Origin of the sequence: Streptomyces ziwulingensis (assembly GCF_039542605.1) — a bacterium.
GTDB classification, from domain to species: Bacteria; Actinomycetota; Actinomycetes; order Streptomycetales; family Streptomycetaceae; genus Streptomyces; species Streptomyces ziwulingensis.
Genome location: NZ_BAABIG010000017.1, coordinates 80,344 through 103,306 on the forward strand (window position 1 = coordinate 80,344; position 22,963 = coordinate 103,306).

Below are 22,963 nucleotides of genomic sequence, written 5' to 3' on the forward strand. Positions count from 1 at the left end.
CCGGTGCCCCGGCACCTTGACAGCAGCACCGGCCCGCGGACCGCGGGCCGGACCACCCCACCCACCACGGGAGAGGACGACATGGACGAGAACACCCGCTACCAGGTGCTGCGCAACGACGAGGAGCAGTACTCGCTCTGGCCGGTCGACGTCGAGGTGCCCGCGGGCTGGCAGCCCGTCGGCAAGGAGGGCACCGAGGAGGAGTGCTCCGCCTACGTCGACGAGGTCTGGACCGACATGCGCCCGCGCAGCCTGCGCGAGCGGATGGAGAACGCCGAGGCGTGAGCGCCCGGGTCCCGGACGCCGGGGCGCGGGCGGTGCGGTACGCCGCCCGCGCCCCGGCACCAGGCGCCGGCCCCGGCCGACGTCCGCACGTCACGGCCCGCGCCGCGCGGCCACCACCGCCCCACCCCAGGAGTCCACGATGACCCCTCCCCTGAAGACCGACCGGCTGGAGTTCACCCCCTACCGACCCGAGGACGAGGACCACTTCGTCGCCCTGCTCCGCGACGCGGAGGTGTGCCGCTGGATGGGCCAGGACCAGGTGCCCGAGGCCGAGCTGCGCGCGGCGTTCCGCGCCATCCTCACCGACGTCTACCCCACCCGCCGGTTCGACGTGTGGGGCGTGTGGTGGGAGGGGACGTACATCGGCCACGCGGAGGTGAAGAAGACCGGCAACGTCGACGGACACGAACTCGTCACCGCTCTCGCCCCCGAGTACTGGGGCCGGGGCCTGGGCACCGAGATCGTCCGCGGCCTGCTGCGCCACGCCGCCGACGGCCTCGGACTGACCGAGGCGTACGGCATGGTCGGCGCCGAGAACACGGCGAGCCTCGCGATGTGCCGGCGGCTGGGCTTCCGGCATGTGCGCGACGTGGTGGGCGACGACGGTTCGGTGACCCGGATGGTCGTCATCTCCACCGTCCAGGCGCTCTGACCGGACCAGGACGCGCCGCCGGCCCGGCGGGCCCGCCCGGGTAGACTCGTCCGCTCAGCAGCCCACCCGTATCGAGGCCGACCTGATGGACCGAAGGTGACGCGTCCCGCCGTGCCCGCGGCCGGTCCGGTGGGCGTGGGGTCGGCGTGCGTGCTCGTGGCGTCGGTGCTGTGGGGCACCACGGGTACCGCCGCGACCTTCGCCCCCGGCGTGGGACCGCTCGCCATCGGGGCCGTCGCCATGGGCCTGGGCGGACTCCTCCAGGCCCTCGTCGCCGTTCCCCGCCTCGCCCGGCAGGCGCCCCGACTGCGCGCTCAGCGTGGTGTGGTGCTGCTCGGCGCCCTGGCGGTGGGCGGCTATCCGATGGCGTTCTACAGCTCCATGCACCTGGCCGGTGTCACCGCCGGGACCGTGGTGTCGATCGGTTCGGCGCCGCTCGCCTCGGCCGTGATCGAGCGCGTGGTGGACAGGCGCCGCCTCACCCGGCGCTGGACGGCCGGTGCCGCACTCGGCCTGTCGGGCACCGTACTGCTCTGCGCGGCGCAGGCGGCCGGAGTGCGCTCCGGGGCCGGCCCGCACTCCGGTCCCGGAGCGCACTCCGCGGCATCGACCGTGCTGGGCGTGGCGCTGGGCCTGGTCGCCGGGATCACCTACGCCCTGTACTCCTGGGCCGCCCACCGCCTCATGAGCCGGGGCGTCACCTCCACCGCCGCCATGGGTGCCGTCTTCGGCCTGGGCGGTCTGCTGCTCCTGCCCGTGCTGCCGGTCACCGGCGCCCCGCTCCTCGACTCCCGGGCCGCCATGGCCGTCGGCGCCTACCTGGCCCTGGTGCCGATGTTCGTCGGTTACGTCCTGTTCGGCTGGGGTCTGGCGCGCGTCCCGGCGAGCACCGCGACCACCCTCTCCCTCCTCGAACCCGTGGTCGCGGCCGTGCTCGCCGTCCTGGTCGTCGGCGAACGCCTGGCCCCGGCCGGCTGGGCGGGCGTCGCGCTGGTCGTGGGCTGCCTCGCCGTCCTGACCGCACCCGCGCGTACCGCCACGGGCCGCCGGGCCCCCGCGCCGCACTGGCGGTTCCGGCCGGCTTCGGCGGCAGACGCCGAGGCCGTGGCCGAGCTGCGGGCCGTGGTGCTGCGGGCCGATCTGGAGCGGCTCGGACGGTACGACGAGCAGCGGGTGCGGCAGCGGCTGCGGGACGGGTTCACTCCGGCGCACACCTGGGTGATCGAGGTGAACGGCGCGTTCGCCGGCTGCGTGGCGCTGCGGCCGGCCGGCGAGATCCGCCTGCTGGAGCACTTCTATGTGGCCCCGCGCCTCCAGGGCGGCGGCATCGGTTCGGCCGTGCTGCGCACGCTGCTGGCACGGTGCGACCGCGACGCCCTCCCGGTCCGGCTGAACGTCCTGCGGGGCAGCCCGGCCCGGCGCCTGTACGAGCGGCACGGCTTCGCCCTCGAATCGGAGGACGCGGTGGACGTGTTCATGGTCCGCCCGCCGCGCCCCTGGCCCGCGCCGGTACCGCCCGCAGCGAGCGCGGACACCGGCCCGGTGGCTGGGCGAGGTGACGACACGGCGTGACGGTGCGTCCTCGCCGAGAAACCGCTTTCGCCCCCACTCTTGACGTGTCCCTGTCGCTACTGGCTAACGTGGGAGCGCTCCCATACGTCAGCCCGTCCCTCCGCTTCCTTGCCTCACTCATCTGGAGTCGCAGTGAGACCGACAAGAAGCACGTCAGCAGTGACCCGCGCCCTCCTGGCGGCCCTGGCCACCCTGGCCACCCTCCTCGGACTGCTCGCCCTGTCCCCGTCGCCCGCCCTGGCCGCCGACGCCCCGGAGCCACCCGGCGCCGCCGCGACCGGACTGCACATCAGCGACGGCCGCCTCCTCGAAGGCAACGGCAACGACTTCGTGATGCGCGGCGTCAACCACGCCCACACCTGGTACCCGGGCGAGACCCGGTCGCTGGCCGACATCAAGGCGCTCGGCGCCAACACCGTGCGTGTCGTCCTCTCCGACGGCCACCGCTGGAGCCGCAACAGCCCCGAGGACGTCGCGGCCGTCGTCGCCGACTGCAAGGCCAACCGCCTGATCTGCGTACTGGAGGTGCACGACACCACCGGTTACGGTGAGGACGCCGCCGCCGGCACGCTCGACCACGCCGCCGACTACTGGATCAGCCTCAAGGACGTCCTGGCCGGCGAAGAGGACTACGTCATCGTCAACATCGGCAACGAGCCCTGGGGCAACACCGACCCGGCCGGCTGGACCGCTCCCACGACCGCCGCGATCCAGAAGCTGCGCGGGGCCGGCTTCGAACACACGATCATGGTGGACGCGCCCAACTGGGGCCAGGACTGGCAGAACGTCATGCGCACCACCGCCCGGCAGGTCTACGACGCCGACCCCACCGGCAACCTGCTCTTCTCGATCCACATGTACAGCGTCTACGACACGGCGCAGGAGATCACCGACTATCTCGACGCCTTCGTCACCGCCGGTCTCCCGCTCGTGATCGGCGAGTTCGGCGGCCCCGCCGACCAGTGGGGCGACCCGGACGAGAACACCATGATGGCCGCCGCCCAGCGGCTCGGCCTCGGCTACCTGGCCTGGTCCTGGAGCGGTAACACCGACCCGGTCCTCGACCTCGCGATCGACTTCGACCCGGCGCGGCTCAGCTCCTGGGGCGAGCGGGTCTTCCACGGCGCCGACGGCATCGCCGAGACCTCCCGCGAGGCCACGGTCTTCGGCACCACCGCCCCCGACACGCGGGCCCCGACCGCCCCCGGCGCCCCGACCGCGTCCGGTGTCTCTCCCACCTCGGTCACCCTGACCTGGCCCGCCGCCACGGACGACATCGGTGTCACGGGGTACGACGTGGTCCGCGTCGACGGCACCGCGGAGACCCCGGCCGTCTCCGCCACGACCACCACGGTGACCGTCCCGTCCCTGACCGCCGGCACCCGCTACACCTTCGCGGTCTACGCCAAGGACGCGGCCGGCAACCGCTCCTCCCGGTCGGCCACCGTCACCGTCACCACCGAGGAGGACACCGGCACCCCCGGCGCGGGCTGCTCCGTCGGCTACCGGGTCGCGGGTGAGTGGCCCGGTGGTTTCCAGGGCGAGATCACCCTCCGCAACACCGGTACCGCCGCCGTCGACGGCTGGACCCTGGGCTTCGCCTTCGCGGCCGGTCAGACCGTCAGCAACATGTGGGGCGGCGCCCCGGCCCAGAACGGCTCCTCGGTGACGGTCACCGCCGCGTCGTACACCTCGGCCATCCCGGTGGGCGGCTCGGTCACGGTCGGCTTCACCGGTACGAAGCTCACCTCCAACCCCGCCCCGACCGCGTTCACCCTCAACGGCACGGCCTGCACGACCGGTTCCTGAACCGGGCGCCCGCGGACCGGCGGGAGAGGTGCCTGCGCCGGTCCGGACCGTCCGGGCCGGCGCAGGCACCTGAGACCGCAACCGCGCCGCACGGGGGAGGAGTTGACTCTGTCCAAGAACATCACGAACCCGTTACGCTGCCGATTGATCTTTCAACCTCCGCGTCGCCGGCGTGGCGGCGAAGTCTCGGAAACGGATCCCCCCATGCGTCTGAAAGCCCTTGCCCTCGCGGCCGTACCCGCGGCCTTCCTCGGTGTCATGGCCTCCGCTCCCACCGCGTCCGCGTGGGCCCCCGGCAACTGCCCGCAGGCCAAGTTCTGCGTGTGGCCCGAGTACTGGTACGGCGACACCGACCTGCCTCCGTCGCTGGCCACCGAGGACGAGTGGTCCGGCAGCGCACTCGGCCACATCTTCTACAACAACTCGTCCCGGGACGCCACGATGACGTACTCCATCGTCCGGGACGGCGGGCAGGGGCCCGTGTACACGGAATGTGTCAACAGAGGTCAGGGAAGTTACTTCACCCAGCCGATGTCCGTCACGAAGGTGGAGTGGCGGGAGGCCGGCAACCCTTGCTAGGGGCGTGGACCGCCGCGCGCGGGAGGCCCGTCGACGGTGTCGGCGGGCCGTTTCCCGTTCTCCGCACCGTCTCCCGCTCTCCGCCCGAGCGGTACGGAGTCGCCGGATCGTATGCGATCCCGCCTGTCCTGGCGCTTCGCCCACCCGCGCGGCCCTGGTGGACCCGGCGGCCCAACCCGACCGCATGTCCGCCATGTTGACGCCGCGCTACCGTCTCGATCGACTCTTCCCAAGATCGACTCCGAGCGCGTAGATTCCCGTCGGCCTGTATGACCATCCAGGTCAGACCCTCAAGTCAAGGGAATCCGTTGACACAGCACCCCTCCCGAAGACGACGGCGCCTGCTCGTGCCGGCCGTCGCCCTCCTGGTCACCGCGGCGACCCCGCACCTGACCGCCTCCGCGACCCCGTCGGCCGGCTCCGCCGCCCCGACCGACATCGTTGTCGACTCCCAGCCGGGCAAGGCCGTCACCTCGGCCGGGGCCGCCCGGTCCGTCACCCTGCTCACCGGTGACAAGGTGACCGTCACCCCCGCCGCGACCGGCCCCGACACCCTCGACGTCCGGGGACCCGACGGTGAGGCGAGCGGCGCGCGGATCGTGACCGTGGGCGGCGACACCTACGTCTATCCCGACTCCGCCCGCTCGTACCTGGCCGCGGGCGTCCTCGACCAGCGGCTGTTCAATGTGACCCGGCTGCTGGCGGACGGCTACGACGACGCGCACCTCGCGCATCTGCCGCTGATCGTCACCTACGGCGGCAAGGAGGCCGGCGCGGCCACCCTGCGCCGACGGGCCGACGCGCTGCCGGGCGACGTCACCGGCGTGCACCCGCTCACCAGCGTCAACGGCGTCGCGCTTGCCGCTGACCGGGAGGACTCCGAAGGGCTGTGGTCGGCCCTCACCGGCACCGGGGCCCGCGCCGGTGACCAGGATGCGGCCCCGGCCCTCAAGGGCGGCGTCGCCGAGGTGTGGCTCGACGGCAAGGCCGAGGCCACGCTCAGCGACTCGGTCGCCCAGATCGGCGCCCCCGAGGTCTGGTCCGGCGGCAACACCGGTGACGGCGTGGACGTGGCCGTCCTCGACACCGGCTACGACCCCGGCCACCCCGACCTGAAGGACGCCGTCGCGGACAGCGACAGCTTCGTGCCGGGTGAGGGCGTCACCGACCGCAACGGCCACGGCACGCACGTCGCCTCCACCATCGCCGGCAGCGGAGCCGCCTCCGACGGCGCCGAGAAGGGCGTCGCGCCCGGCGTCGACCTGCACGTCGGCAAGGTGCTGAGCGACGAGGGCGTCGGCTACGACTCCTGGATCGTGGCCGGCATGGAGTGGGCCACGCGCAAGGTGGGCGCCCGGGTCGTCAGCATGAGCCTGGGCAGCGGTGAGTACACCGACGGCGAGACGGTCCTCGCCCGCGCGGTGGACGAACTGAGCGAGGAGACCGGCGCGCTGTTCACCATCGCGGCCGGCAACGACGGCCCCGAGGCCCGGACCGTCCGCTCGCCCGGCACCGCCGACGCGGCCCTGACCGTCGGCGCCGTCGACTCCGCCGACGCGATAGCCGACTTCTCCAGCCGGGGCCCGCGCTACGGCGACGACGCCCTCAAGCCCGAGATCACCGCGCCCGGCGTCGGCATCCTGGCCGCCCGCTCCCAGTACGCCGCCGAGGGATCCGGTGCTTACCAGAGCCTGAGCGGTACGTCCATGGCGACGCCCCATGTGGCGGGCGTGGCGGCGCTGGTGGCCGCGGCGCACCCCGACTGGACCGGCAGCCGCATCAAGGACGCCCTGGTCAGCACGGTGAAGGCGACGCCCGGCATCAGCGCCGACGACGGCGGCAACGGCCGGGTGGATGCCGCCGGGGCGGCCACGGCCGCCCTCACCGCCACCGGCAAGGTGGACGCCGGCATCCACTCGCCCGGCGCGGCCGAGCGGACCGTCGACTCCACGGCGACCTGGACCAACACCGGTGACAAGGCCGTCACCGTCGACCTCGCCGTCGACGCGCCCGACGCCCCCGCCGGTGTCTTCACGGTCTCGAAGGACCGGCTGGAGGTCCCCGCACACGGCACCGCGAGCGTCACCGTCACCACCGACCTCGCCAAGGCGGGCGAGCTGAACCGCTGGACCGGCCGCCTGACCGCGTCCGCCGACGGCACCGTCCGCACCCGCACGCTGCTCGGCGTCAGCACCCGGCAGCAGCTCTTCCACGTCCGCACCAAGATCACCGGCCGCTCGGGCGAACCCACCGACGGCATCCTGACCTTCTTCCGCAAGGGCGACGAGTACGAGGGCATGGCCCTCTACAGCGGCGGCGAGTCGGACGAACTGCTGCCCCCCGGCCGGTACACCGTCTACGCCGACTTCCGGGTGGAGGGCACGCACGGCGCCTCCTCGGCCGGATACGCGCGCCTGGTCCTGCCGCAGGTGGAGATCACCGGCGACACCGACCTGGTGCTGGACGGCAGGAAGCTGCGGCAGATCAGCGCGGTGACGCCGAAGAAGACCGAGACCTTCGCCCAGCGCCTGGACTACCACCGCGAGTTCGGCGACGGCTCCGCCCTCACGGACCTGACCCAGATCGGCGACGGCTTCGACAGCATCTGGACCGCCCCGGCCGCCGCACCCCGTGACGGCGAGCAGTACCTGACCGCCCGCTGGCGCAACCAGGAACCCCTGCTGTCGGTGACCTCCGGCCGGCAGGAGTTCGACGACCTGTGGATCATGCCCGGGTCGGCGAAGCTCCCCGAGGACGAGTACGACCTCGACGTGATCCACCCCGGCGAGGGCCTGGCGGAGGACTACGAGGGCGTCGACGCCGCGGGCAAGGCCGCCGTCGTGCGCTGGGACGGCGAGGACGAGGACACCGCCGACGACCAGATCCGGGCCGCGACGGCCGCGGGTGTGAAGCTGCTGCTGTTCGTCAACGACCTGGACGGACGGCTGCGCGAGGCCATCATCCGCTCCACCATCGAGGTGGCCGGGCTCTCCCGGACCGAGGGCGAGCAGCTCATCGCCCGCGTCGACGCGGCCGGTTCGGGTTCGGTGCCGCTGCGGGCCGTCTCCCGCCCCGACACCGACTACCTGTACGACCTCGTCCGCACATGGAAGGACCGCATCCCCACCACGCTCAGCTACGCGCCGAAGACCGGTCAGCTCGCCCGCGTGGAGACCGGCTACCGCAACCCCGACAACCGCGAGGTGTACGAGAACCGCTACGACATCCACCCCTGGACCACGTACAAGGTCACCGGCAACCGGCTGAGCACGGCCGGCTCGCACCGCACCGACTACGTGAGCACCGACAGCACGTTCTTCTGGTCGGAGGAGGCCGAGCTGTCCCAGGCGGTGTCCAGCACTTCCGGACCGGTCCGCTACCGGGCGGGCACCACCACGGACGCGAACTGGTTCGGCACGGTGGCCCGGCCCCGGATCAACGGCGGCGTCGCCCCGCCCACCCGCACCGGTGACCGGATCGACGTGACCGTCCCGGCCTGGGGCGACTCCGGCGGCGACCACGCCAACGTCATGCCCTTCGGCAGCGAGCAGGCCACCCAGAAGAGCGTCCTGTACCGGGGCGACACCGTGCTCGCCGAGGGCTCGGGCGACGTGACGGCGACCGTGCCCGCCAAGAAGGGCGGCTACCGGCTGGTGCACTCCGCCACCCGGGAGGCCACGGCCGAGTTCCCGTACTCGACCTCGACCCGGACCGAGTGGACGTTCACCTCGTCCGCGCCCCGCGCGGCGGACGCCACCGAGCAGCTCCCGCTGGTCCAGCTCGACTACGCCCTGCCCACGTCGGCCGAGGGCAGGGCCGCGTCCGGCGCGACCCTGCTCGTCACGCCGCTGCACCTGGCGGGCGGCCCGGCCGCCGCCCTGCGCACCGACAAGGTGGAGGTGTCCTACGACGACGGCGCCACCTGGACCGCGGCCCGCGTCAGCGGCCGGGGCAACGGCAAGGTCAGCACCGTACTGAAGGCGCCGAAGGCGGCGAAGTACGTCACCCTGCGGGTGCACGCCTCGGACAGCCGCGGCGACACCGTCACGCAGACCGTCGTACGGGCGGCCGGCATCGCCCGCTGACCGTCACGACCCGCACCGCGCGGAACCTGACCCCGGGCCGGCCGGCCCGGGGTCAGGCCGCGGGCGCCGGATAGGTCGGGTACTCCACGCCCGAGACGTGCTGCACGACCCGGACCACCTGGCAGGAGTAGCCGAACTCGTTGTCGTACCAGAGGTAGAGGATGGCGTTGTCGCCCTCGACCTTGGTGGCGCCCGCGTCGACGATCGAGGCGTGGCGCGAGCCGATGAAGTCGCTGGAGACCGCGTCCGGCGCGGTGATGAAGTCGATCTGCCGCTTGAGCGGCGAGGTCAGCGACACCTCACGCAGGTGGTCCAGCACCTCCTCGCGGGTGGTGGAGCGGGCCAGTGTGAGGTTGAGGATCGCGATCGAGACGTCCGGCACGGGCACCCGGATCGAGGAGCCGGTGATCTTCGCCTTCAGGCCGGGGAGCGCCTTGGCCACGGCGGAGGCGGCACCGGTCTCGGTGAGGACCATGTTGAGCGGCGCCGAGCGGCCACGCCGGTCGGACCTGTGGTAATTGTCCAGCAGGTTCTGGTCGTTGGTGAACGAGTGGACCGTCTCCACGTGCCCGCGCACCACGCCGTACTCGTCGGCCATCGCCTTCAGCGGCGGGACGATCGCGTTGGTGGTGCAGGAGGCGCAGGACAGGATGCGTTCGTCCGGCTTGACGGTGTCGTGGTTGACGCCGTGCACGATGTTGGGGACGTCGCCCTTGCCGGGCGCGGTCAGGACGACCTTGTCGATGCCGGGGCGCAGGTGCTTCGAGAGGCCCTCGCGGTCGCGCCACCGGCCCGTGTTGTCGATGAGGATGGCGTTCTTGATGCCGTACGCCGGGTAGTCCACCGTTGTCGGATCGGCGGCGTGGATCACCTGGATCTCGTTGCCGTTGGCGATGATCCGGCTGTTCGCCTCGTCCACGGTGATGGTGCCCTGGAACTGGCCGTGGATGGAGTCGCGGCGCAGCAGCGAGGCGCGCTTGACCAGGTCGCCGCTCCCGCTGTCGCGGACGACGACGGCCCGCAGCCGCAGCCCGTTGCCCGAACCGGACTTCTCGATGAGCAGCCGGGCCAGGAGGCGGCCGATGCGGCCGAAGCCGTAGAGGACGACGTCCCGCGGTGCACGGCGCTCGATCTTGTCCGTGCCCGTGGCACCCGCGACGGCGTCGGCGGTGAACTCCGCCACCGACAGCCCGCGGTCGTCGTCCCGGTAGGTCGCGGCGAGCATGCCGAGGTCGATCTGGGACGGGCCGAGGTCGAGCGCGGTGAGCGCCCGGAGGAAGGGCAGCGTCTCGGTCACGGACAGCTCCGCGCCGGCGATCTGCCGGGCGAAGCGGTGCGTCTTCAGGATGCTGACCACCGACTTGTTCACCAGGGATCGGCTGTGCAGCAGGACCGTGACGTCCCGCTCCCGGTGCAGCCTCCCGATCATCGGGATCATCGATTCCGCGATCTCCTCGCGGTGCTTCCAGTCGGTGAACGAGTCGTCGTTGACAGTCACGGTTCCATCTTTCGAGCTAGGGGGCGCTCATATGTTAACCGCACGGTCACGATGATCGATCAAGTGGGTGCACCCTTGATCGAATGAGCGCCCGCCGGAACCGGGCCCGGCCGCGCCCCGAGAGCAAGGACCAGGGGCGGGGGCAGGGGCAGGGGCGGGGCAGGGGAGGGGAGGGGAGGGGAGGGGAGGGGGCGGACGGGACTTCGGGACGGGACTTCGAAACCGGCCCTAGGGAAGTCGCGAAACTCGCGGCGGCCCGCTGCTTCGCCGTACGACGAGTTCCGCGGGCACCGGACGGGCCGAGCGCGGGGGCTCGGCGGCACGGTCGATCCGGTGCAGCAGGAGCCGTAGCGAACGGGTGCCGATCTCGGCGAAGTCGGTGCGCACGGTGGTCAGCGGCGGCAGCAGGAACGCCGCCTCCGGGATGTCGTCGTAACCCACCACGCTGACGTCGCCGGGCACCGCCCGCCCCGCCTCGTGCAGGGCGTGCAGCAGGCCCAGCGCCATCTGGTCGTTGGCGGCGAACACCGCCGTCACCTCCGGCCGCCCCGCGAGCCGGCGGCCCAGTTCGTACCCGGAGCCCGCGCTCCAGTCGCCCACGAGGGGTTCGGGCACCTCGGCGCCGGCCGCCTCCAGGGTGGCCCGCCAGCCGGCCAGCCGCTGGTCGGCGGAGGTCCAGCCGGCCGGACCGGCGAGGTGGAAGACCGTGCGGTGCCCGAGCGCCAGCAGGTGGCCGGTGGCTCGGCGGGCCCCGTCGCGCGAATCACCGGTGACCTGCGGGGCGCCGTCCTCGGGGGCGTCGTCCAGCACCACCAGGGGCAGGTCGGGACCGGAGTCCGCCAGGGCGCGGCCCACCCACCGCTGGGGTGCGATGGCGATCACCCCGTCCGCCCCCTCCGCCGACAGCCGCCGCACTGCCTCGGCCACGGTGTTCCGGTCGGCCGTGTCCAGGGCGATGGAACCCACCAGATAACCGGCGTCCCGCGCCGCCGCGTCGATCGCGGTCAGCATCGCGGCGGGCCCGTACCGGGCGGCGTCGAAGGAGAGGACGCCGAGCATCCGCGTCCGCCCGCTGGCCAGCGACCGCGCGCTGCGGCTGGGCCGGTAGCCGAGCACCCGCATCGCCTCCCGCACCGCCTCCCGGGTCTCGGGCCGGACGGCGGGATGGTCGTTGAGCACCCGCGAGACGGTCTGCTTGGAGACACCGGCCCGGCGCGCCACGTCGTCCATCACCGGCCGCGTCCCGGCGAAGCTGCGCCTGCTGCGCCGCGCGGGGCCGTCGGGGGCGCTCGGGGTCATGGCGGGTGGGTCCTCGGCGTCGACGCGGCGGCACGGCTCACCCGCCCCGCCCGGCAGGAGCACAGCATAGGCCGGGCGGGCAGGGCGGGGCGGGGCAGGTGAGCCGACGCGCGTCGGCGCCGCAGACCTCGGACCTCGGACCTCGGACCTCGGACCTCGGACCTTGGACCTCGGACCTCCGGTCTCAGACCTCAGACCTCAGACTCCGACCTCAGACCTTGACCGGGCCGAGGTCAGGCGTGTCGGTGAGGTGCGCGCGGGCGGCCCGCGTGCCGTGCAGCTCCAGCAGCACGAGGTCGTTGGCGCCGGACCGCAGCACGGGGGCGGGGACGTACAGCGTGCGCTGCGGGCCCCGGTTCCAGTAGCGGCCGAGGGCGAAGCCGTTGACCCAGGCCAGGCCCTTGGACCAGCCGGGCAGCGACAGGAACGCGTCGGCGGGCGCCGCCACCTCGAACGTGCCCCGGTGGAAGGCGGGTACGGCGCTCGCGCCCGGGTCGGCCGGGGCGAACGGCACCGCGCCCGGATCGGCCGCCGGCAGCGCGTGGCAGTCCCAGCCGCGCAGCACCGTGCCGTCGAACTCAACCGGCCCGAGGAGCCCCTTGGGATCGCCGATGTGCGGCCCGTAGTTGACCCCGCCCATGTTCTCGACCAGGACCTCCAGTACCGCGCCGGGCCGCGCGATCCGCACCGGCAGCGTCTCCTCGTGCCGCTCCCGCTCCAGGACGCCCGCCGGCCCGCCGTCGACGAAGACCTGCGCGCGGTCGCCGATCCCGCCCGTGAAGTGCAGCAGACCCGCACCGGTGGCGGGCACCGCGGTGCGGTACAGGACGAGGCCGGACGCCTGCCCGAGGGCGTGCAGCGGGAGCGGATCGTCGCCGCGCACCGGCGGCACGGAGGCGGCGGCGTACGGCAGCAGCGGCGCCCGCCGGTCCAACTCCACCTCCACCGGCGCGAGTTTGGGGGAGGGGCCTGGGACGGGCTCGTCGGGTACGCCCGCGTGCCGGGCGATGACCTCGCGGAACGCGTGGTACTTCGGACCGGGGTCGCCGCACTCCGTGAGCGGGGCGTCGTAGTCGTACGAGGTGACCGTGGGCGTGTAGGCGTGATGGTGGTCGGCGCCGCTGGTGAGGCCGAAGTTGGTGCCGCCGTGGAACATGTAGACGTTGACCGAGGCTCCGGCCGCCAGCAGCCGGTCGAGGTCGGCGGCGGCGTCGGCCGCGTCCCGCACGTGGTGCGGACCGCCCCAGTGGTCGAACCAGCCGATCCAGAACTCGGCGCACATCAGCGGCCCTTCGCTCCGGTGGGCGCGCAGCCGCCGCAGCGACTCCTCGACCCGGCTGCCGAAGGTGGCGGTGGCGAGCACGCCCGGCAGGCTCCCGGCCGCCTGATGCGCCGGGTCGGTCTGGTCGCAGGTGAACAGCAACTCCTCGACGCCGCGCGCCCGCAGCGCCCCGGCGAGGTGTTCCAGATAGGCGGTGTCGGTGCCGTAGGCCCCGTACTCGTTCTCCACCTGGACGGCGACGACGGGCCCGCCCGCCGCGGCGAAGTGCGGCAGCAGCGGGGGCAGGAGCAGGTCGAGGTAGCGGTCGACGGCGCCGGTGAAGCGCGGATCGGCGCTGCGCGGCCGGATCTCCCGGTCCGCGGTGAGCCACGCGGGCAGGCCGCCGCCGTCCCACTCGGCGCAGATGAACGGCCCGGGCCGCAGCAGCACCCGCAGCCCCTCCGCGCCGGCCAGCCGCAGGAAGCGGGGCAGATCGAGGATGCCGTCGAGGACGAGGGGACCGCCCGGGTCCGGCTGGTGCAGGTTCCACGGGACGTACGTCTCGACCGTGTTGAGGCCCATCAGCCGGGCCTTGCGCAGCCGGTCGCCCCACTGCTCCGGATGGACCCGGAAGTAGTGCAGCGCGCCGGAGAGGATGCGGAACGGCTCGCCGTGCAGCAGGAAGCCGTCGGACGTCGTCGTCAGGGCGGACACAGGGGTTCCCCTTCGCTGGGCGGAGCCTTCGCGGGGTGGTGCCCTCGCGGGGCGGAGCCTTCGCTGGGCGGTGCCGCGAACGGCTGTGATGTTACCGGTAACATCACAGCCGTGGTCCGTCCCCGGGTCAACCCCCGGGACCGGACAGGGTTGCCCCCGGAGCCATCGGGTACGCGAGCCGGGACCACGCCCGTGCCGATCGCGCCCTCGGGCGGGCCGCACGACCGCCGCTATCAGGGATTTGCCATGGACACACCTGCGAACGACCCGACCGCCACACCCGCCCGGCAGGCTCTCGACTCGCTCTCCGTGAACACCGAGGACACGGTGGCACTGGACACGCTGGCCGGCAGTGAGGTGCTCGTGCCGGTGCCCGACGACGCGGGCGAGGAGGACGCCGTGAGCGAGGAGACGCTGGCCCTGCCGGTACTGGAACAGTCGGGCGGCGGGCAGGTGGTGCCCGTCTTCACCTCGGAGCGGGAGATGGCCGGCCTGCTGCCGTCCGTCTCCCGCTACCGTCTGGTGCCGCTGGGTGCCCTCGCCGCGCAGTGGCCCGCCGAAGACCTCTCGCTCTCCATCGACGCCGGCTCCGAGCACCGGCTCACCCTCACCTCGCAGGGCGTCCGCACGCTGCTGGCGCGTCCCTGAGCCGGAGTCAGTCCTCCGGCCGGTCGTCGCCCAGCATCCGGGCCAGTACCGCCCGCTGCACGGGCAGCGTCTCGGTGTGCAGGGCGCGGCCCGCCTCGGTGAGCGTCACCCACACCCCGCGCCGGTCCTCCGCGCAGACCGAACGCTCCACCAGGCCGTCCTTCTCCAGCCGGGCGATCAGCCTGGACAGGGCGCTCTGACTGAGGTGGACCCGGCCGGCCAGGTCCTGCACCCGGCAGTGGCCGCCCTGGGCGGGGGCGGCGGTGGCGAGCAGGTCCAGCGCCTCGAAGTCGCTGGCGCCCAGACCGTACGCGTGCAGCGCCCGGTCGATCCCGCACATCGTGCGCGCGTGCACCGTCAGGATGTGCCGCCACCGTTCGTCGAGCGGCGTACCGGCCGTCTTCCCTGCCATACCCGCACGGTAACACCGCGTCCATCGGACGTTGCCGGAGCGCGCGCCGTCGACGCGGAGCGCGCACGGCCCTCCGCCCGGCCCCGGGTCGGTACAACGGCGGACAGGGGCGCCGTGGCTGCGGGACAGTGGGGGCGGGACAGCGGGGGCGCCGGCCGGAGGGAGGACGCGATGCTGAGGAATCCGGTCGGGGACACGCGCCGGGAGATCCTGGAGTGGTTCAAGGACCCGGCCGCGCACTTCCCGCCGCCCCGGCGCCGCCGGCCCGCCCCGGGCGTCGACGCGCACGCCGTCGCCACCCGGCTCGGCGTCTCCCGCCGCGTCGCCGAGACCCATCTCGCCCTCCTCGTGGCCGCCGGTCTGCTCCGCGCCGACCGGGTCCGGCGGCGGACGTACTACCGGCGGGACGAGATGCGCATCGCCGAAGTCGCCCGCATGTTCGAGAAGGGGTGGCAGCGGTAGCGGAGGAGCGCGGGGGCGTCACCGTGGGCGCGGGCGTCGCCCCGACGTGAACGCGTGCGCGGGCGGGGCTACTCTGGCCACCGTCCGCGATCTCCGCAGCCAGGCGCCGCGTGGCGCGACGCCGGGGCCGCCGTAACCGGACGGCGGCACCGGCGCCGACGGTCCTCGGCTCGCCGAACCGGGGGCACCCCGACGCAGGCGAGGAGGAGACCCGCGACATGACCGCACCCGAGGGCGCCGCCGTGCACCCCGCCGCCCGGCGACGGTTCACCTGGCGCGCCGAGGCGCCGGTCGTCGCGGCCGTCGCGCTCGGCGGTGGGGCCGGCGCCGCCGCCCGGTACGCGGCCTCCCTGTGGTGGCCCGCGCAGAGCGGCGGGTTCCCCTGGACGATCTTCTGGGTCAACGTCGCCGGCTGCGCCGTGATGGGCGCCTTCACCGTCCTCGCCACTCAGGTGTGGCCCGGCCGCCGCCTGCTGCGGCCCTTCTTCGGCACCGGGGTGCTCGGCGGTTTCACCACCTTCTCGACGTACGCCGTCGACATCGAGCGCCTCGTCACCACCGGGCACACCGGCACCGGCCTCGCCGTCCTGGCCGCGACCCCGCTCGCCGCGCTCGGCGCGGTCTGGCTCGCCGCGTCCGTCACCCGCCGGGCACTGAAGGCGAGGCACTCGTCGTGAACTGGCTGCTGGTCGTCGTCGGCGCCATGGTGGGCGCCCCCCTGCGCTACCTCACCGACCGCGCGGTGCGGGCCCGGACTGGCTCCGCCTTCCCCTGGGGCACGTTCACGGTGAACGTGGCCGGCTCCCTCGTCCTCGGCCTGCTCACCGGCGCCGCGCTCGCGGGCGCCGCGGGCTCCCGTCTCGGACTGCTGATCGGCACCGGCCTGTGCGGGGCGCTGACGACGTACTCGACCTTCTCGCTGGAGACACTGCACCTGGCGGAGACGGGGGCCCGCCGGTCGGCCGCCGTCAACGTGGTGGCGAGCGTGGCGGTGGCCCTCGCGGCGGCGTTCGCGGGCGCGGCCCTGGGCGAGGCGCTCTGGTCGTGACCACCCGCGCCCACCGGGAGCGCACCCGCGCCCACCGGGAGCGCACCCGCGCCCACCGGGAGCGCACCCGCGAACGACCGGAAAGCGCGCCGTCGTCCGTCTCACCGGGCGTCGCGGAGCGGCTCCCCGATCCGGCGCATGTGCCGCAGCGCCTCACCGTGCGAGGCGAGCAGCCCGGTCTGGTGGTAGGGGATGCCCAGTTCGGCGCAGTACCGCTCGGTGAGGCGCTGGGCCGCGGCGAGGGCGGGTGTCGGCATGCTGGGGAAGAGGTGGTGCTCGATCTGGTAGTTGAGGCCGCCCATGAAGGCGTCGATGAACGCACCGCCCCGGACGTTGCGGGAGGTGAGAACCTGGCGCCGCAGGAAGTCGAGCCGCGTGCCCTCCTCGATCATCGGCATGCCCTTGTGGTTCGGCGCGAAGACCGAGCCCAGGTAGAGCCCGAACAGCCCCTGGTGCACGGCGAGGAAGACGAACGCCTTGCCGGGGGAGAGGACCGTGAACAGGCCGCCGAAGTACAGCGCGAAGTGGGCGACGAGCAGGGCCCCCTCCACCAGCGGCCGTTTCACCGAGGGACCGCGCAGCGCCTTGAAGCTGCTGAGGCTCAGGTTGAGACCTTCGAGCGTCAGCAGCGGGAAGAACAGCGCGGCCTGGTGCCGGCCGATGAAACGCGGTATCCCCACCGCCTGCCGCGCCTGGCGCCGGGACCACACCAGGAGGTCCGGCGAGACGTCCGGGTCCTTGGCCTCGTGGTTGGGGTTGGCGTGGTGGCGGGTGTGCTTGTTCATCCACCAGCCGTAACTCATGCCGAGCAGCAGGTCGGCGGTCAGCAGACCGCCGGCCTCGCTGGGGCGCCGGCGGGAGAACACCTGGCGGTGGGCGAGGTCGTGGGCGGCCAGCCCGAGCTGACCGAAGACCACGGCGAGGCCGGCGGCCACCAGGAGCTGGGCCCAACTGTCACCCAGCGTGAGGAAGGCCGCCACACCGCCCGCGAGCGCCAGTCCCACGGCACCGAAACGCACGGTGTAGTACAGCGGTCGCCGCCCCAGCAGTCCGGCGTCGTTGACGCGGCGGGCGAGTTCGGCGAAGTCACTGCCCGGCCCCCGCTCCCCTTCGCGGGTGGTCCTGGTGCCGGTGGATACGGTCGCGGTCTCGGTCAATACCGTCGGGTGAGCCATGCCCTCCAGTATGTGAACGCGTTCACTACCGTGGAATGGCGTTGCCCCCCGGGCGGAGCGGGTGACCGCCCCCGGCCCGAGGTGCGGCTAGCCCCACCGTGCGGCCGGCCCCCGCGGGCGCCGGGGCGCTCCGCTCATACGGCGTCCATGCGCACGCCCCCGCCAGGAGGGCGGTAGGTCGGTTCCCGGCCATCCGGTGCCGACATGCTGCGCGTGTGCTGTCCGTGGCCTTCCCCGTCGACCTCCGCCGCTGCCAGGTCCTCGGCCTGGCGGGCACCGCCTGTCTCGCGGCGGGCGGTGAGACGGCGGGCGCCCTGCCCGTACGGGACCTGCTCGCCCCCGCCTCCGCGGGCGCCGCCCTCGGCCTGGTCGGCGTGTACTTCGGCGTCGTCCTGCTGATCGCGGCCTGGGCGCTCCTCGGCCGCCTGATCCGCGGCCCGCGGCCGCCGGCGCCCCGCGCCCTGCTGCCCACCCTGGCCCTCTGGTCGGCGCCACTGCTGCTCGCCCCGCCCCTGTTCAGCCGGGACGTCTACAGCTACCTCGCCCAGGGCGCCATGGTGAACGCGGGCATCGACGTGTACGCCCACGGGCCGGCCGGCCTGGGCGGGCCGCTGTCCGCCGAGGTCGCCCCGCTCTGGCAGCACACCGGCGCCCCGTACGGCCCGGTCTTCCTCGGCGTGGCCGCCGCCCTGTCCGCGCTCACCCGGGGCGACCTCCCCGCCGGGCTGATCGGGATGCGGCTCGTCGCCCTGGCCGGAGTGGCGCTGATGGCCGTCGCACTGCCCCGCCTCGCCCGGCACAGCGGCGCCGACCCGGCCGCCGCGCTCTGGCTCGGCGCGCTCAACCCGCTGGTCCTGCTGCACCTGGTGGCGGGCGCCCACAACGACGCCGTCATGCTCGGGCTGCTCGGCATCGGGCTGGTCGCCGCGCCGGGCCGGTGGCCGGTGGCGGGCGCGGTGCTGGTCACGCTCGCCGCCCTGGTCAAGGCACCCGCCGTGCTGGGGCTCGCCGCGGTCGTCGTCCTCCAGGTCCGGGCGGGCCGCTCACCGGCCCGGGCGGTGCTGACGACCGCCCTGGCCGCGGTGGCCACGACCGTCGCCACGACGGCCGCGACCGGCACCGGCTACGGCTGGACCGCCGCCCTGAACACCCCGATATCGCCCGGGAACTGGGCCCTCACCAGCCTGCTCGGCAACGCCACCACCGCCGTCCTGGACCGTCTCGGCAGCGACCTCGCGCCCCTGGCCGTCCCGGCCTGGCACGCGCTCGGCCTGACCGGTGCCGCCGTCATCATGCTGCTCGTCTGGCTGCGGCCGCGTCCCCACCCGGTGTACGCGGCCGGCCTGAGCCTGGCGGCGGTGGCCGCCCTCGGTCCCGCGGTCCGCCCCTGGTACGCGCTGTGGGCGCTCTTCCTCATCGCCGCGGCCGCGCCCAGCGCCTCCGTGCACCGCCGCGCGGCGGCGGTGGCCGCGGTGCTCGCCCCGGCCACCCTGCCCGGCGGCGGCCCCGCCGACTTCGGCCAGCTCGTCCTGGCGGTCTGCGGTGCCGCCCTTGCCGCGGTCGTGCTGTGGCAGGCCCACCAGGCCAGGCTCGCCCCGGCGCTGGGCAGCGTCGCGTGAGGCCGCCCGGCACCGACCGCGGCCGGCTGCTGCTGGTCCTCGCCCTCGCGGCCGCCGTGACCGCCTTCACCGCCACCGTGCCGCTCCTGCGCGACTGGTTCGACCTGCGCGTCTACCACGGGGCCGTCGACCACTGGATCCACCGGGGCGGACAGCTCTACGACTACCGCGTACCGGGCACGGTGTACGGCTTCACCTACCCGCCGTTCGCCGCGCTCGCCATGCTGCCGATGGCCCTGCTCGGCCTGGGCACCGCGATCGGCGTCGCGCTGCTGCTGAACGCGGCGGCCCTGGTGGTGATCCTGCGGGCGCTGCGGGCACCGGCCGGGCGGCGGTTCGGCTGGTACGGCCGGGCCCTGACGCTCTGTGCGCTGGCCCTGTTCGAGCCGCTGCGCGACACCGTCAGTTTCGGCCAGGTGAACCTTCTGCTGCTGGCTCTCGTCCTCGCCGACGCCCGGCTGCTGGCCGGCCGGCCCGCGCGCGCCAAGTGGGCCGGCGTGGGCATCGGCGTGGCGGCGGCGGTCAAACTGACGCCCGCCCTCTTCATCGGGCTGCTGCTGCTCGCCCGGCGGTGGCGCGCGGCCGCGACGGCGACGGCCGTGGCCGCCGGCGCCACCGCGCTCGCGGCCTGGGCGGCGCCGGGCGCCTCCCGCTTCTTCTGGACCGACGCGATGTGGGACACGACCCGCGTCGGCCGCCTGGCCTACGTCTCCAACCAGTCCCTCCAGGGCGTGCTCGCCCGGCTCGGGGAACCCGGCCGGGCCGCGTGGGCGGTCGCGGTGCTGCTGGTGCTCGGGGTGTGGGCGTGGCGGACGCGCCGGGCGGTCGCCGACCGGGACCCGGCGGCCGCCTTCGCTCTCACGGGCCTGACCGCGTGCCTGGTCAGCCCCGTGACCTGGGTGCACCACCTGGTGTGGCTGCTGCCGTCGTTCGCCGTCCTGGTCCGCGCCGGGCACCCGCGGGTGGCGGGCGCCTTGTACGCGGTGCTGTGCACCAGCGTGGTGTGGCTGTGGGTCGACGACCCCTCGGGCGTGGACGGCTTCCTCGGCTCCAACGCGTACGCCTGGATCACCCTCGGCCTGCTCCTCGGCCTGCCGGTCGGTCAGCCGCCCTCCGCCCGGCCGGCCCTGCGCCGCAGTACCACCGCGACGACACCCGCGCCGAACCCGGCGGCGGCGGTGATGGTCCCCGCCTCCGTCCAGCCCGGCCCGTCCCCGGCCGGGACCGCCGCGGCGGCCGGCGCGGCGGGCACCGCCTCCGGGCCCCGCCGGGCCGGGAGGCGCAGCGCGTCCAGCGACCCCACCGGCGCCACCCGCCCGGCCGACTCGAACCCCCAGTCAAGCAGCGAGCGGGCTTCCTCGTAGACGGCGAAGCCACCGCCCTCCTGAGGGTTCATCACGGTCACCACCAGGGTGCGTCCGTCGCGGCGGGCGGCGGCGACCAGGGTGTGCCCGGCCCCGCTGGTGTAACCGTTCTTGACGCCGATCACCCCCGGGTAGGCGGCGACCCCGTCCGAGCCGGTCAGCAGCCGGTTGGTGTTGACGATGCCGTAGGTGCCCCCGTCGCCCGGGAAGCGGGCCTCGATCCTGGCGCAGTACCGCGCGAATTCCGGGTTGCGCAGCCCCGCCCGGCCGAAGACGGCGAGGTCGAACGCGGACGACACCTGTCCCGGGGAGTCGTAGCCGTCGGGCGAGCGCACCTGCGTGTCGTGGGCGCCGAGGCTACGGGCCTTGGCCTGCATCCGGGCGGCGGTGCCGCTCCAGCCGCCGCTGAGCGCGGCCAGGACGTGCACGGCGTCGTTGCCGGAGTTGAGGAAGACCCCGTTCCACAGATCGGCGACCCGGTACGTGCGGCCCTCGGCGACCCCGACCAGGCTGCTGCCCGGCCCCACCTCCCACAGTTCCTCCGGCCGCACCTCGTGCCGCACACCGCCGGGGAGGACGGGCAGCACGGTGAGCGCGAACAGGGTCTTCAGGGTGCTGGCGGGCGGCAGCGGGCGGTGCGCGTCGTGCGCGGCGAGGACGTCCCCGTTCCCGGCGTCGGCCACCACCCAGGACAGGGCGGAGATCTCGGGGACCACGGGGGCGCCGGGGCGGGCGCGGACCTGGGTGCCGGGGTGGTACAGCAGTCCGGGCTGCGGTGCCGTCGCCCGCGGTCCGCCGGGCGGGCCGGGATCCGGCGGCCGGGTACGGACCGCGGCGGCGGCGGGCGCGAGCGCCAGCAGCCCCGCCACGCAGAGCCCGCATCCGGACACGACCAGCCGGGAAGAGAATCCGATAGTCATACCGCAAACGTAGGAATGTGTCCGCCCGACGCCACGCTGCCCGGGCCGAGCCGCGGGCGCGAGCACCCGGATGCCGCATCCGGCGCCGCCGTGACGGCGAGGCGCCGGCCCGCCGCGGGGGAGGGGGGAAAGGTGGCGGCCCGTCAGCCCGTGGGCAGCGTCGGCTGGACCCGCCGCAGGAAGGTGGCGTTGTCGGGCGTCTCGCGCATGCGCTCCAGCAGCGTCTCCAGGGCCGGGTGCCCGTCCCGGGTGCGCAGGGCCCGCCGCAGACCGTGCACGGTCCGCGACTCGGCCGGGGTGAGCAGGAGTTCCTCGCGCCGGGTGCCGGAGGCGTCGATGTCGACGGCCGGGAAGAGGCGCCGGGAGGCCGGCTCGCGGCTGAGCCGCAGCTCCATGTTGCCGGTGCCCTTCAGCTCCTCGAAGAAGAAGTCGTCGGCGCGGGAGCCGGTCTCCACCAGCGCGGTGGCGAGGATGGTCAGCGAACCGCCCTCCTCCAGCTTCCGGGCGGCGCCGAAGAACCGCTTCGGGCCGATCAGCGCGCCCGCGTCGACGCCGCCGCTGAGGGTACGGCCGCCGGGGCCCGCGGCGTTGTTGTGTGCCCGGCACAGCCGGGTGAGCGAGTCGAGCAGGATCACGACGTCCTGGCCGGCCTCGACCAGCCGCTTGGCCCGCTCGATCACGGAGTCGGCCAGCGCGATGTGCTGCCTGGGCGTCCGGTCGAAGGTCGAGGCGTACACCTCGCCCTTGACCGAACGCCGCATGTCGGTGACCTCCTCGGGCCGCTCGTCGAGCAGTACCACCATCAGGTGGCACTCCGGGTGGTTCCCGGCGACGGCGGCCGCGATCTGCTGGAGGAGCACGGTCTTGCCGGTCTTCGGCGGGGCGACGAGCAGGCCGCGCTGGCCCTTGCCGACCGGGGCGAGCAGGTCGAGCACCCGCCCGGCCAGGCCCGCCGCCGGATGTTCGAGCCGCAGCCGCTCGTGCGGGTGCAGCGGTGTCAGGTCGGCGAAGCGCCGCCGGTCCCGTCCCCGGTCCGGGAGGCGGCCGTTGACGCGGACGACGTCGGTCAGGGAGCGCTGCGGACCGCGCACCCCTTCGACGAGGTCGCCCTTGCGCAGGCCGTACCGGCGGACCAGCGCGGCGGAGAGCTGGAGGTCGGACGGGGTGGGGTGCAGATCGGTGGGGCGCAGGTGGCCCTTGCCGCCCGCGTCGACGTCGAGGACGCCGGCGGCGGCCTCGGCCGGGGACTGCCGCACGGGAGGGTGTTCGAGGGTGGTGGTCATGGGAGGGGGGTCCTTTCACGGACGGCAGGCGACGAGGCGTGCGCGAGGGGGAGGGCCGTGCGGGGCGGTCACAGGACACGCCCGGGGACGGCGGGAAACAGCACCTCGTCGACCGCGGGAGGAACCCGCTCGGGAGGTGGTGTGGGAAAGCCGATGCGCCGGTCGAGAAGACGGGCCGGACGGCGAACCTTCGGGAAGAACTGGCACCGGGGCCCGGGAACGGGCGTCCGCGAGTGCTTGTCGCACTGTACCACCGGAGAGTGACGACGGACAGGGCG

Annotated in this window: 18 protein-coding genes and 2 pseudogenes; 13 read left to right on the forward strand and 7 right to left on the reverse strand. The window is 74.2% G+C overall.

What is annotated here, in order from left to right:
- Window positions 1–81 precede the first annotated feature (81 nt).
- The 7 genes and pseudogenes from ABEB00_RS07970 (at window position 82) to ABEB00_RS08000 (ending at window position 8,982) form a co-directional block, all read left to right on the forward strand.
- Window positions 82–285, forward strand: a complete 204-nt coding sequence (locus ABEB00_RS07970) for an MbtH family protein (protein WP_345618320.1) — start codon at window positions 82–84, stop codon at window positions 283–285.
- 139 nt (window positions 286–424) lie between these two features.
- Window positions 425–937 (forward strand): GNAT family N-acetyltransferase, encoded by a 513-nt coding sequence (locus ABEB00_RS07975; protein ID WP_345618321.1) that lies wholly within the window; start codon window positions 425–427, stop codon window positions 935–937.
- A 165-nt stretch (window positions 938–1,102) separates the two neighbouring features.
- Window positions 1,103–1,894: pseudogene (locus tag ABEB00_RS07980) on the forward strand (DMT family transporter); the annotation flags it as partial.
- Window positions 1,895–1,951: 57 nt separating this feature from the next.
- The gene (locus tag ABEB00_RS07985; RefSeq protein WP_345618505.1) at window positions 1,952–2,509 is read left to right on the forward strand and encodes a GNAT family N-acetyltransferase; all 558 of its coding nucleotides are present in this window, start codon (window positions 1,952–1,954) and stop codon (window positions 2,507–2,509) included.
- Between the two features lie 132 nt (window positions 2,510–2,641).
- Window positions 2,642–4,318, forward strand: coding sequence for a cellulase family glycosylhydrolase (locus ABEB00_RS07990; protein ID WP_425586456.1), 1,677 nt, complete (start codon window positions 2,642–2,644; stop codon window positions 4,316–4,318).
- A gap of 204 nt (window positions 4,319–4,522) precedes the next feature.
- On the forward strand, window positions 4,523–4,897 hold the full coding sequence (locus tag ABEB00_RS07995; RefSeq protein ID WP_345618324.1) for a hypothetical protein: 375 nt from the start codon (window positions 4,523–4,525) through the stop codon (window positions 4,895–4,897).
- A gap of 308 nt (window positions 4,898–5,205) precedes the next feature.
- Complete coding sequence (locus ABEB00_RS08000; RefSeq protein ID WP_345618325.1) at window positions 5,206–8,982, forward strand: S8 family serine peptidase; 3,777 nt, start codon at window positions 5,206–5,208, stop codon at window positions 8,980–8,982.
- 52 nt (window positions 8,983–9,034) lie between these two features.
- Here the strand turns inward: ABEB00_RS08000 and ABEB00_RS08005 are convergent, their stop codons facing one another.
- From ABEB00_RS08005 to ABEB00_RS08015, 3 genes are all read right to left on the reverse strand, one after another.
- A complete protein-coding gene (locus ABEB00_RS08005) occupies window positions 9,035–10,480 on the reverse strand; it encodes a glyceraldehyde-3-phosphate dehydrogenase (protein WP_345618326.1) in 1,446 nt (481 codons plus the stop codon).
- Window positions 10,481–10,708: 228 nt separating this feature from the next.
- Window positions 10,709–11,779, reverse strand: a complete 1,071-nt coding sequence (locus ABEB00_RS08010; protein ID WP_345618327.1) for a LacI family DNA-binding transcriptional regulator — start codon at window positions 11,777–11,779, stop codon at window positions 10,709–10,711.
- A gap of 211 nt (window positions 11,780–11,990) precedes the next feature.
- Window positions 11,991–13,754: a glycoside hydrolase family 35 protein gene (locus tag ABEB00_RS08015; protein WP_345618328.1), complete on the reverse strand. Its 1,764-nt coding sequence runs from the start codon at window positions 13,752–13,754 to the stop codon at window positions 11,991–11,993.
- 246 nt (window positions 13,755–14,000) lie between these two features.
- Here ABEB00_RS08015 and ABEB00_RS08020 point away from each other — a divergent pair, with 246 nt between their 5' ends.
- Complete coding sequence (locus tag ABEB00_RS08020; RefSeq protein ID WP_345618329.1) at window positions 14,001–14,402, forward strand: SseB family protein; 402 nt, start codon at window positions 14,001–14,003, stop codon at window positions 14,400–14,402.
- A gap of 7 nt (window positions 14,403–14,409) precedes the next feature.
- On the opposite strand, the gene ABEB00_RS08025 is transcribed toward ABEB00_RS08020, so the two are convergent.
- Window positions 14,410–14,814: a MarR family winged helix-turn-helix transcriptional regulator gene (locus tag ABEB00_RS08025; RefSeq protein WP_345618330.1), complete on the reverse strand. Its 405-nt coding sequence runs from the start codon at window positions 14,812–14,814 to the stop codon at window positions 14,410–14,412.
- 171 nt (window positions 14,815–14,985) lie between these two features.
- Here ABEB00_RS08025 and ABEB00_RS08030 point away from each other — a divergent pair, with 171 nt between their 5' ends.
- The 3 genes from ABEB00_RS08030 (at window position 14,986) to crcB (ending at window position 16,324) form a co-directional block, all read left to right on the forward strand.
- Entirely contained in the window at window positions 14,986–15,276 is a 291-nt protein-coding gene (locus ABEB00_RS08030) for an ArsR family transcriptional regulator (RefSeq protein WP_345618332.1), read from the forward strand.
- 218 nt (window positions 15,277–15,494) lie between these two features.
- On the forward strand, window positions 15,495–15,953 hold the full coding sequence (locus ABEB00_RS08035; RefSeq protein ID WP_345618333.1) for a fluoride efflux transporter FluC: 459 nt from the start codon (window positions 15,495–15,497) through the stop codon (window positions 15,951–15,953).
- Window positions 15,950–16,324: a fluoride efflux transporter CrcB gene (crcB, locus tag ABEB00_RS08040; protein ID WP_345618334.1), complete on the forward strand. Its 375-nt coding sequence runs from the start codon at window positions 15,950–15,952 to the stop codon at window positions 16,322–16,324. The genes ABEB00_RS08035 and crcB overlap by 4 nt, the downstream gene beginning before the upstream one ends.
- A gap of 101 nt (window positions 16,325–16,425) precedes the next feature.
- Here crcB and ABEB00_RS08045 read toward each other — a convergent pair whose 3' ends face one another.
- Window positions 16,426–17,499, reverse strand: coding sequence for a fatty acid desaturase family protein (locus ABEB00_RS08045; protein ID WP_345618335.1), 1,074 nt, complete (start codon window positions 17,497–17,499; stop codon window positions 16,426–16,428).
- 224 nt (window positions 17,500–17,723) lie between these two features.
- On the opposite strand from ABEB00_RS08045, the gene mptB reads away from it, so the two are divergent.
- Window positions 17,724–19,118 (forward strand): polyprenol phosphomannose-dependent alpha 1,6 mannosyltransferase MptB, encoded by a 1,395-nt coding sequence (gene mptB, locus ABEB00_RS08050; RefSeq protein WP_345618507.1) that lies wholly within the window; start codon window positions 17,724–17,726, stop codon window positions 19,116–19,118.
- Window positions 19,115–20,482 (forward strand): glycosyltransferase 87 family protein, encoded by a 1,368-nt coding sequence (locus tag ABEB00_RS08055; RefSeq protein ID WP_345618336.1) that lies wholly within the window; start codon window positions 19,115–19,117, stop codon window positions 20,480–20,482. Before mptB ends, ABEB00_RS08055 begins: the two co-directional genes overlap by 4 nt.
- 35 nt (window positions 20,483–20,517) lie before the next feature.
- On the opposite strand, the pseudogene ABEB00_RS08060 reads toward ABEB00_RS08055, so the two are convergent.
- Both ABEB00_RS08060 and rho read right to left on the reverse strand, forming a co-directional pair.
- Window positions 20,518–21,402, reverse strand: a pseudogene (locus tag ABEB00_RS08060) (D-alanyl-D-alanine carboxypeptidase family protein); the annotation flags it as partial.
- A 143-nt stretch (window positions 21,403–21,545) separates the two neighbouring features.
- A complete protein-coding gene (rho, locus tag ABEB00_RS08065; protein ID WP_345618337.1) occupies window positions 21,546–22,685 on the reverse strand; it encodes a transcription termination factor Rho in 1,140 nt (379 codons plus the stop codon).
- Window positions 22,686–22,963 lie beyond the last annotated feature (278 nt).